The organism is Pantoea sp. ACRSC (assembly GCF_022346785.1).
In the GTDB taxonomy this organism is placed as follows: domain Bacteria; phylum Pseudomonadota; class Gammaproteobacteria; order Enterobacterales; family Enterobacteriaceae; genus Pantoea; species Pantoea alvi.
Window position 1 is genome coordinate 1 of record NZ_JAKRNN010000045.1, and the last position, 8,821, is coordinate 8,821.

Sequence of the window (8,821 nt, forward strand, 5' to 3'; positions counted from 1 at the left end):
CATCGTCCGCCATTCCGCGAAGGCGTTCTCCCACTCGTCCAGCCTTTTCGAGTAGTCCTGCTGTAGCTGCTCTAATGCGCTCAGCAACTGTTTTTCCAGCTCCGTCATGCTGCTCTACTCCTGCACCAGTCTGATGCCGTTCTTCCTGCCGTTGTCGAACGTCCAGTTCGTGTCCGCTTTCACGCCTTCCGGCAGCACCAGAAAGCGCCCCTGGCTGTCTTCCTGGTAACTCACGCCCCACGTTCTCGCGTTCAGCTTCTCCAGCGCGTCCTTCTGCTCCCGGATGCTCACGTAATTGTCGAGTATCTGCTGCCCCTGCCACCACAGAATGCCCGCGCTCGAGGCTATCAGCAGCGCGGAGACCAGGACGATGGTCAGCCACGTCTGGCTGACCATACGCACCATGCCTTTCGTGCGCTGCCTCATGGCTGAGGACAGCTTCCGGTCGTGGTCGAGGATGGCGGCGCTGATTCTCTTCTCGCTTTCGCTCAGTTCCGCTCTGACAGACTTCTCGTGCTCGCTGAATGCGGCTTTCAGCATCTCGCCGGTAGTCTGCTGCTGCGCTTTCGATTTCTGCTCTAAGTCCTTCGCCAGCGTTAAAAGACTGTTCATAGATGGCTCCCCTGAGTCGGATGTTTCGCCCCCCGTCCGGGTCGGCAATGCTGATGCTGCTTTTCGTGGTGCGCACCACCTCGAAACCTGCGCTTTCCAGCGCCTCAGTGACGTCCTGGCGCGTTTTCAGCTCCCCGGATGAGGCAAGGGCAAGCAGGCCGCGCGTAATCGCCTGGGCGGCTTCCTGCTTCGCTTCCGGCAGCGCAGACGGCGTGACAAGCGCCCGCCGGTTCTCCGGCGCATTCGGGTCGTGTATTCCCAGACTGCCGTTCACTATGGTCTGCCAGGCATCGATGCGCGGACGATCGGCGCGGTCGTAATACGGCTGGAGCCGTTTGCCGGTCAGCAGCTCCGTGTTAGGGATGATGAAGTTCAGCTCCAGCCGCCCCTTGTCCTGGTGCTCAACCCACAGCACGCTGTACTGATCTTTGTCGAGCCCGGGCATCAGAACCCGCTCGAAGCTCGCCATCAGTTTTTCACGCTGGCCGGGCGGCAAATCCTGTTCCGCAAAGGACAGGACGCCGGAGGTGTACTTTTTGGCGTAGGGCGAGGCGTCAATAAGCTCCCGGACTTCCTCCGGCTTCCCCTGCAGAACGCTGGCGCCGTCGCGCTGCCGGTCTTTACCCAGCAGATAATCCACCGGACCGGCGCCGCCGCCGCGCCCTCTGGGATGAAACTTAACGATCATCGTCTGCCCCCTTTTCCAGCACTGCCTGGCGAAGCCGTTCGAGTCCGGCATCGATGGCCATCAGTGCGGCGACCACCTGTACGCGGTCGTGCCCGCTACCGCCACCGGCGTTAACCTGCCTGGCAATCTGATTGAGGTTGTTACCCATGCCGGCAAGCTGCCGAAGCAGCGCCGGCGAGATCGAGGGAAGTTTGCCGGCGCGAGCGGGCTTTTCGTCCAGACACGTCTGCCGCATCCAGGCTGCGAGCTGCTTACCGTCGCAGCGCTCCAGCAAGCGCCGGTGCTCGTCTTCCGTTACCCACATCGTGAGCATTTTGCTGCGTTTGTCTGCCAATCCGTCCTCCTGATAACGCCGGGACGGGCGGGAAATTCTTTCCCGAACGGCGTGGTGTTGGACAAGCCGCAGGCGCGTCAGTGGCTTTTAGCGGGTTTCGGGGCGCAGCCCTGAACCAGTCACGCAGCGCTAGCGGAGTGTATACTGGCTAAATATGTTACGGCGGAGTGGTAATTTATGAAAGTGCTTCAATGTGGCAGGAGAAAATGTGGTTGCGTGGCGTAAGTGCAACATGTCGGTGAAGGCGAAATGACGCCTCCTCGCTCACTCGGTCGCTACGCTCCCGCCGTGAGACTGCGGCGGGCGTTACCGGCTCACAGATAACGGGGCAAGCAAGCTGCCATCAAATTAAAAAGGGCCGGAAAAAGGATGCGGCGTTGCCGTTTTTTCATAGGCTCCGCCCCCCTGGCGGAATTCATAAACAGACACTTTTTCGGTGCATCTGTGGGAGCCTGAGCTCAACCATGAATCCGACAGCGGTGACGAAACCCGACAGGACTTAAAGATCCCCACCGTTTCCGATGGGTCGCTCCCTCGTGCGCTCTCCTGTTCCTGCCATTCGGTGTACCGGTGTCATTCCGCTGTTATGGCCGCGTTTGTCTCATTCCACGCCTGACACTCAGTTCCGGGTAGGCAGTTCGCTCCAAGCTGGACTGTATGCACGAACCCCCCGTTCAGTCCGACCGCTGCGCCTTGTCCGGTAACTATCGTCTTGAGTCCAACCCGGAAAGACACGACTAATCGCCATTGGCAACGGCCACTGGTAAACAGGATGTGCGAGAGATGTATTGAGAGTTCTTGAAGTGGTGGCCAAACTAGGGCTACACTGGAAGGACGGATTTGGTGACATGTCTCGCACAAGACTGTTACCACGGTTAGATAATCTGCCAGGATTAAATAACCTTCGAAAAACCACCTGCCAGGGTGGTTTTTTCGTTTCTAGGCAATGAGATTACGCTTCCGATCTGCTTATAGTCAAGTTCATAAAAAAAGTCGCTATAGCGACTTTTTTTATGAACTTGGCCGTTTGTTAAGCAAGCGGAACCAAAGTCTCAAGTTCTTTCTCTATAGATTTTCTGCTCTTAGCTAAGCTATGTTGCGCCTGCATAGCAATCCATGATTCAGGGCTTCTGCCTAAAACCTTAGATAACCGGAGAGCCATTTCGACACTCAGGTCAGTTTTACCATTAATTACTCTGCTTAAAGTAGATGGCGACACGTGCAAGCGATCAGCTAAGTCTACGGCAGATATATCAAATGGCTCCATGTACATCTCGCGAATGAAATCGCCAGGATGAACCGGTTCAAAGAGATTTATCATACCTTCCTCTTAAGCCTTAAAAAAATTTAACCCAAATTTATTTTACAAACCGCATTGCGCATTGCGCAACATGCAATCTAATGACTTGACACAATTTTCACACATCAATAAGATGGTGAGTGCTTTAGGTTCGTCTTGGGTTGTTGGGGCTCTTGATGTGAAATTCAAGGCCGGTGAATTATACGTTCATCAGCAACAAAGTCAATTTGTACATCGACTGACGTTGTCAAGTAACCCTACGACAATATTGCGCATCACGCAAGATTCATTTAATCGGAGATTAACGAATGAGATTACCTCTACATCATCGTCTACGACGTAGTAAAACTTTAGGGAAGGAACAAAATGATAAAAAGCATCAAGCATAAACGACTAAAAAAGTTCGCTGAAACTGGAAGCATGGCAGGACTACCTGCTCAATTTGAAAGCCGGTTGAAGATGATTTTGACTGCACTACATACGGCTACAAACTTACAGGACATGATGGACATTCCTGCGCTTCGTTGCCATCCATTAAAGGGTGACCGCGCTGGAGAGTATGCCGTTGAGGTTAACGGCAACTGGCGAGTAACTTTTAAGATCGACGAACCTAATACGTTCGATGTAGATCTTGAAGACTACCACTAACTGATAAGTGGGAATCTAAGGCATTCATGTGAAAGATGAATTGCCTTAGATTCCTATACATAAAAAATATAGGATAAAAAATATGGCTCTCTATGGCGAAGGAAGCAATGTTAACCCTTCAAATCAACCTGAAAGGTATTCAAAAATAAGGAAAATTGGCGAAGATCCATCGCCAATTGGAGCTGGTATTTATCAGTGCCAAACTTGCAACTATGAAGACGTAGTTAACCGCGAATGCAAAGGCTTGCCACCATGTTCCAACTGCAAGAAAAAAGGACATTCTAACGATTGGAAGCTGCTCGTCAGAGCCCAAGATTAAAGTTGAAGGCCATCTATAGATGGCCTTTTCTTTGGCTAAAACCGCCATGCGATCTTATTGAACATAACATCCCTGTTACGCCCTTCCTCACAGCAATCTCAAATCGCGCCCTGCAGCTCCCGTTCCGCTGAAAAATGATGCGTAAGATCACTGAACACTTTCCTTATGCGGCCGACAATATTCCGGTACAGAGCGGGAGAAACACAGATGACACGCGACGAGAACGACCGGGAATCACCGCAAGAATCTACAGACGGCGGCACCAGCGACGACAAAAGCTCGCAGAACGACAAAAATGGAGACTGGATCGGCGAACTGGAACGCGAACTGCAGGAGATTACGAAGAAGTGGCCGGATTCACGAAGCCTGAGCTGAATTACGATCGTAAAAAACCCGCCATCTTCCGCAGCGGGCTGAACGACGTAGCGCGTTCAAAATACACAACAACGTGCCGAAACCAGCATGGAACGGCACTCTTTAAGTGTGCAACAAGAACGCGCTTCCGCAAAGCCACAGCAGGCGCTGGCAGCAAAAAAAGGCTCCCCGCAGCGGGAGCCTTCAGCACAGACAGCAGCAGTATCGTTCCATGCGCCCCTGGTGAGGCACACTCTGGGTATCGGCCTCCTCTGCGCGCACATAAGCGAAGCCGGCATCTTTTTTCTTCATACCCGCCGGGCGTCACACTTTTAACATAAAAGTGCTATTGCGCAGGCGCAGGCGCAGGCGCAGGCGCAGGCGCAGAAAAAGATGCATCAGAAAGCGTCACGCGCAGTGATAATTATTTTGATTTATATAAATGATTTATAAGATAAAATTAACAAAAAGAACTTGGACCCGGCCCGGAATGGTACTACTCCGTGCCGACTCTCTGTCATCGCTCTGCACGGAACATGATGAACAGCTTTCGCACCCCGGCGGGTACGTTTTTTTTCTGCTCCCGTGAGGCGCGCAAAACGCTCCCCACCGGGGAGCGGCAGACAAAGCGTCACAGATTAATACCAGGTTTCAGGTATCTCAGTCAGCAGTGTTAAGTGGCGGTGGCAGCAGAACAGGCATACAGGCGCCATTCCCGCATTGAACGCGGCCAGTGGTGGAGATATGCACCATGGCCTATCCGGCTTTAACTGAAATGGCGACATCCTTAACCGCAGTCTCAACCCCTGCAGCATTCCTCTGAATGCTGGTCATCACTTCACCCGCTTCGCGCATGAGTGTAACCCCTTCCCGGGTGTTCATCAGGCTGTTTTCAATGCCACTGAGAACATCCTTGGCCAGTTGACTGTTGCTGGCCACGACTTGCTCAATTTCTTCAGTCGCGCTACTGACGCTCGCCGCAAGATTACGCACCTCTGCGGCAACAACCGCAAAACTTCTTCCGGATGCGCCCGCCCTTGCTGCTTCAATCGCGGCATTCAGTGCAATAAGTCTTGTCTGCATGGCAAACTTCCGGATGGTTTCCACCATATCGTCAATACTTTCAGACTGATTGTTGAGCCGAGAGACATCGGTGGAGACAGCCCCCATCCCTTGAGCAATTCTGTCAATCATAAGGATGCTATTTTCAATAACACTGGCACCGTTCTGCGCACTTCCTCGGGTATGCACGGCCATATCCCATGCATGCAAAGCAGCCTCCTGCTCTCTCTGGTTTCGCAGGACATCAGCCGTGACATCTGTAGCGAATTTCACAATTTTATAAAGCTGCCCGTCACTGTTAAAGACAGGGTTATAAGTTGCATGGAACCACAGAGGATCTCCCTGACGGTTAAGACGTGGAAACTGACCAGAAAAAAACTCACCCTGATTCAGCCTCTCCCAGAACTGTCGGTATTCATCACTTTTGTAGAGCGTCTCGGCACAAAACAGACGATGATGCTTACCGATGACTTCATCCCGCTTATAGCCAGTGGCATTGACGAAATTTTCATTTGCTTCAAGCACGATCCCTTCAGGATTGAAGGTGATGATGGCCATAGAACGGTTTATGGCATTTACGACTGCTTCCTGCTCAAGCGCAGAATGCACGCGCTCAGAAATATCGGCAGCAATTTTAATGACTCTGGTCACACGGCCGCGCCGGTCAGTAACGGGGATATAACTGGCTTCAAGCCATACGGAACGATTTCCCTTTGCCAGCCGCAGGTACTTGCCACTAAAGCTTTCGCCCCTGGCAAGGCGCTGCCAGAACTGGCTGTATTCTGGTGAATTTACCAGCGAGGGTGGGCAGAATATACGATGGTGGTGACCGATTATTTCATCAGCCCTGTACCCCATAGTGGAGAGAAAAAGCGGGCTGGCTTTATGTATCACCCCCTCCGGACTGAATTCAATGACAGGCTTATTCTGACAAATGGCGTCATACGAAATGGCTGATCGCTGGCGGTTCAGGGAGAACATATTTTTAAGTGAAAGCATATGCATCAGATAGCTCGGATAATGTAAGGACTGCCATGGTTATCGGCTACTCCTTATGTAGCGTTATATATTACTGTGATAGCGGGAGCTTTCTTTTTGCTGCCCCCGTGAGGCGCGAAAAAAAGCTCCCCGCCGGGGAGCGGCAGAAAAAGCGTCACAGATTATTACCAGGTTTCAGGCATCTCAGTTACCCGCGTTCCAGACGACGCCTCATGCCTTTACCGGTTATGTTGCCGGTTTTCAGGCACAAAAAAGCTCCCTCACGGGGAGCTTTATGTATTCAGATGCCCTGGTGTGGCACACAACGAGTATGCCACATTGCATCTGACCTGCTTCATCCTGTGACGTTTATTTTAAAAACCTATCCTGCCAGCCACTCTGATTTACCATAACATCCCTGTTGCGAATTACGGTTATCGTCGCAGCATCTGCCGAAGCCGCTTCTGTTGCCAGCGGCTGATTAGCCCTCGAAAAACAAACGTCCTCATGCCACTAATAACCAGTAGCGCACACCAGATCCCCGCAACCCACAATGACCATACGCTGGCCGGAGCCGTAAAGTGGTTAAGAACAAGCAGCAGCGCGCAGACGACGATAGCCGTAATAACCGATCGGTAAAAACGGCCTTCCTCAGCAATTTTGCTCTTTGCCTCGGCAATTTTCTGGTCAAGCGCGTCATCGCCAAGCGCGTTAGGGCCGGAAAGATCCGCCACGCTCACCTCAAATACAGCAGCCAGGGCGCTCAGTGTTTCGAGGCTTGGCTGATCGCCGTTCTCGATACGCTGAACCGTGCGTACGCTCATCCCGGACAGTTCGGCAAGCTGCTCCTGGGACCAGGCGCGCGCAAGACGCAGCGATCTGAATTTGTTGGTATCACTCATTTCCTGTCTCCGAATGGAAGGTGGTCAGCGCCCAGTGTTGCCCGCGTGATCCTACGCGACCACGATCATAACCCGACAGTAACGTGACAGCGGTCTGACATGCAGCATTAAGGTTTTTTGAAGTCGTAACGTCAGGAGCATGTATGGTCAGATTCAACATAAGAGTGCATTGCCGAACTCATGATGGTGGCCGCCTTCCAGCCTCTCTTCGCCTAGAAAAATGACCTATACTTAGAGGGTTAGTGACCATATCCACTTTACTTTTAAGCAGGGAATCTATCATGAATAAAAAAATGCTTTTGGCGACCATCATGGTCACGCTGGTGACGTTTGCTGCTGCCGGATGCTCTTCAAATCAGCAAATCAAAACAACGGATGGCCGCACTATCGTTACAGACGGCAAACCTGAAATCGATAATGATACCGGCCTGGTGTCTTATAAAGACGCAACAACCGGAAGATACAGTCAGATAAACCGCGATAAAATAAGCAACATGAGTGAACTGGACAACTGATACGGTTAAAAGGAGCTGGCCATGAAAAAGATTTTTGTTTCAGTGTTCGCAGCGGCAGTTATGCTTTCAGCCCTGACCGGATGCACGCGCACAAGCTATGCCATTCACACCAACGACGGACGTACGATTATCAGCGACGGTAAGCCTGAAGAATCAGACACGGGCCTGCTGGGCTATACAGACGCAAATGGCGTCAAACAGCAAATCAATAAAACTGATGTTAAAGAAGTCTCTGAAATCCCGCACTGATTCATTTCTCTGGAAAAGGGCCGCCTTGTGTGGCCTTTTTCATTATCTGACCCGACAGCAGAAAAAAAAGCTCCCGCACACGGGAGTACGGGAGCAATGCATACAGCATCACAGTGGATTAGAACGGACAGTCCCTGGTGCAGGACATGTACAGTTATCGGCATATTCTTCCCGAACATAAGCGCAGCCATAGCGAGATATTCCGTGTCTGCCGGCCACTCTGATTTAACATAAGAGTTCTTGGGCGCACCCCTGCAGAGCCCCTCAGCGCATTTCTGCCGCGTCCGGGCCGTTTCCGGCACCTTTCCCTGTCCATATCGTGAAAAAACGCGCCTGATGATTTCTGCGCGCCTGCATGGCTATGCACGGAAGTGAATGGCGGCCGGTTTCGGGCGAATGCTGGCACTAAAGGCGAATTTTGAACAAAAAAAACGGACATCGAGGGTCAGGATGTCCGACAAAATTTGCACAAACAGTCAGCCGGTACCGATCAGAGAGCCGGCAAATAAGTATGACAGTAAAAAGTGGTTATCAACTGCTCCCGCGCTGCTGATTGCGCAGTTTTAGGGCTTTAGCCAGTGCAGGCAGGCCCGGCCGGAATCAGGAAAAAGAAGGCAGCCTTTAATCCACTCTATTTTTGTACCATTATCCTAGGGTAGGTCCGTTATAGGTTTTCTGTCGCTGTACCCGCTCCGCTTCCAGCGTTTTCTGGTGCTGTAGCTCCCGCTCCTGCTGCTGACGCAGCTCGACGGCATTCAGCCGTTCGACAACCGGCGCAGCTGCTCGCTCAAACTCTGCACCTGCCTGCTCAAGCCCGTGACGCGCTCGCTCAGCGCCGCGTTCTCCCGTTGCATAAGACC

Annotated in this window: 12 protein-coding genes and 1 pseudogene; 5 read left to right on the plus strand and 8 right to left on the minus strand. The window is 52.1% G+C overall.

Annotated elements, in window-relative coordinates; all coding sequences use genetic code 11:
• The 4 genes and pseudogenes from MHZ97_RS21965 to MHZ97_RS21980 form a co-directional block, all read right to left on the minus strand.
• The coding region (locus tag MHZ97_RS21965) for an MbeD family mobilization/exclusion protein (protein WP_141021794.1) at nucleotides 1–108 on the minus strand (108 nt) is incomplete at its 3' end.
• Nucleotides 109–114: 6 nt separating this feature from the next.
• Nucleotides 115–612 carry an MbeB family mobilization protein gene (locus MHZ97_RS21970; RefSeq protein WP_063617431.1) on the minus strand — a complete coding sequence of 166 codons (498 nt, stop codon included), beginning with the start codon at nucleotides 610–612 and terminating at the stop codon, nucleotides 115–117.
• 370 nt (nucleotides 613–982) lie between these two features.
• Nucleotides 983–1,351 (minus strand): annotated as a pseudogene (locus tag MHZ97_RS22510) (hypothetical protein); the annotation flags it as partial.
• Nucleotides 1,290–1,613, minus strand: a complete 324-nt coding sequence (locus tag MHZ97_RS21980; protein ID WP_179133778.1) for a MobC family plasmid mobilization relaxosome protein — start codon at nucleotides 1,611–1,613, stop codon at nucleotides 1,290–1,292. The pseudogene MHZ97_RS22510 and the gene MHZ97_RS21980, both read right to left, overlap by 62 nt.
• 678 nt (nucleotides 1,614–2,291) lie before the next feature.
• Here MHZ97_RS21980 and MHZ97_RS22395 point away from each other — a divergent pair.
• Nucleotides 2,292–2,375, plus strand: a complete 84-nt coding sequence (locus MHZ97_RS22395) for a hypothetical protein (RefSeq protein WP_058655973.1) — start codon at nucleotides 2,292–2,294, stop codon at nucleotides 2,373–2,375.
• 289 nt (nucleotides 2,376–2,664) lie between these two features.
• Here MHZ97_RS22395 and MHZ97_RS21985 read toward each other — a convergent pair whose 3' ends face one another.
• The gene (locus tag MHZ97_RS21985) at nucleotides 2,665–2,955 is read right to left on the minus strand and encodes a HigA family addiction module antitoxin (RefSeq protein WP_202816127.1); all 291 of its coding nucleotides are present in this window, start codon (nucleotides 2,953–2,955) and stop codon (nucleotides 2,665–2,667) included.
• A gap of 345 nt (nucleotides 2,956–3,300) precedes the next feature.
• On the opposite strand from MHZ97_RS21985, the gene MHZ97_RS21990 reads away from it, so the two are divergent.
• Nucleotides 3,301–3,582 (plus strand): type II toxin-antitoxin system RelE/ParE family toxin, encoded by a 282-nt coding sequence (locus MHZ97_RS21990; protein ID WP_063617434.1) that lies wholly within the window; start codon nucleotides 3,301–3,303, stop codon nucleotides 3,580–3,582.
• A gap of 526 nt (nucleotides 3,583–4,108) precedes the next feature.
• Nucleotides 4,109–4,276: a hypothetical protein gene (locus tag MHZ97_RS21995; RefSeq protein ID WP_154819018.1), complete on the plus strand. Its 168-nt coding sequence runs from the start codon at nucleotides 4,109–4,111 to the stop codon at nucleotides 4,274–4,276.
• A gap of 735 nt (nucleotides 4,277–5,011) precedes the next feature.
• Here the strand turns inward: MHZ97_RS21995 and MHZ97_RS22335 are convergent.
• On the minus strand, nucleotides 5,012–6,316 hold the full coding sequence (locus tag MHZ97_RS22335; RefSeq protein WP_063617436.1) for a PAS domain-containing methyl-accepting chemotaxis protein: 1,305 nt from the start codon (nucleotides 6,314–6,316) through the stop codon (nucleotides 5,012–5,014).
• Between the two features lie 413 nt (nucleotides 6,317–6,729).
• Nucleotides 6,730–7,197 (minus strand): helix-turn-helix domain-containing protein, encoded by a 468-nt coding sequence (locus MHZ97_RS22010; RefSeq protein ID WP_063617427.1) that lies wholly within the window; start codon nucleotides 7,195–7,197, stop codon nucleotides 6,730–6,732.
• A gap of 281 nt (nucleotides 7,198–7,478) precedes the next feature.
• On the opposite strand from MHZ97_RS22010, the gene MHZ97_RS22015 reads away from it, so the two are divergent.
• On the plus strand, nucleotides 7,479–7,712 hold the full coding sequence (locus tag MHZ97_RS22015) for a YgdI/YgdR family lipoprotein (RefSeq protein WP_063617428.1): 234 nt from the start codon (nucleotides 7,479–7,481) through the stop codon (nucleotides 7,710–7,712).
• Between the two features lie 21 nt (nucleotides 7,713–7,733).
• Nucleotides 7,734–7,961: a YgdI/YgdR family lipoprotein gene (locus MHZ97_RS22020; protein ID WP_063617429.1), complete on the plus strand. Its 228-nt coding sequence runs from the start codon at nucleotides 7,734–7,736 to the stop codon at nucleotides 7,959–7,961.
• 755 nt (nucleotides 7,962–8,716) lie between these two features.
• Here the strand turns inward: MHZ97_RS22020 and MHZ97_RS22515 are convergent.
• A partial coding sequence (locus MHZ97_RS22515; RefSeq protein ID WP_239315671.1) for an MbeD family mobilization/exclusion protein occupies nucleotides 8,717–8,821 on the minus strand: 105 nt, incomplete at its 5' end.

Coding starts and splice junctions, on each gene's coding strand:
- MHZ97_RS21970 (WP_063617431.1), bottom strand. CDS start 612: ATGAACAGTCTTTTAACGCTGGCGAAGGACTTAGAGCAGAAATCGAAA.
- MHZ97_RS22015 (WP_063617428.1), top strand. CDS start 7,479: ATGAATAAAAAAATGCTTTTGGCGACCATCATGGTCACGCTGGTGACG.
- MHZ97_RS22335 (WP_063617436.1), bottom strand. CDS start 6,316: ATGCTTTCACTTAAAAATATGTTCTCCCTGAACCGCCAGCGATCAGCC.
- MHZ97_RS21995 (WP_154819018.1), top strand. CDS start 4,109: ATGACACGCGACGAGAACGACCGGGAATCACCGCAAGAATCTACAGAC.
- MHZ97_RS21985 (WP_202816127.1), bottom strand. CDS start 2,955: ATGATAAATCTCTTTGAACCGGTTCATCCTGGCGATTTCATTCGCGAG.
- MHZ97_RS21990 (WP_063617434.1), top strand. CDS start 3,301: ATGATAAAAAGCATCAAGCATAAACGACTAAAAAAGTTCGCTGAAACT.
- MHZ97_RS22020 (WP_063617429.1), top strand. CDS start 7,734: ATGAAAAAGATTTTTGTTTCAGTGTTCGCAGCGGCAGTTATGCTTTCA.
- MHZ97_RS21980 (WP_179133778.1), bottom strand. CDS start 1,613: ATGCTCACGATGTGGGTAACGGAAGACGAGCACCGGCGCTTGCTGGAG.
- MHZ97_RS22010 (WP_063617427.1), bottom strand. CDS start 7,197: ATGAGTGATACCAACAAATTCAGATCGCTGCGTCTTGCGCGCGCCTGG.
- MHZ97_RS22395 (WP_058655973.1), top strand. CDS start 2,292: ATGCACGAACCCCCCGTTCAGTCCGACCGCTGCGCCTTGTCCGGTAAC.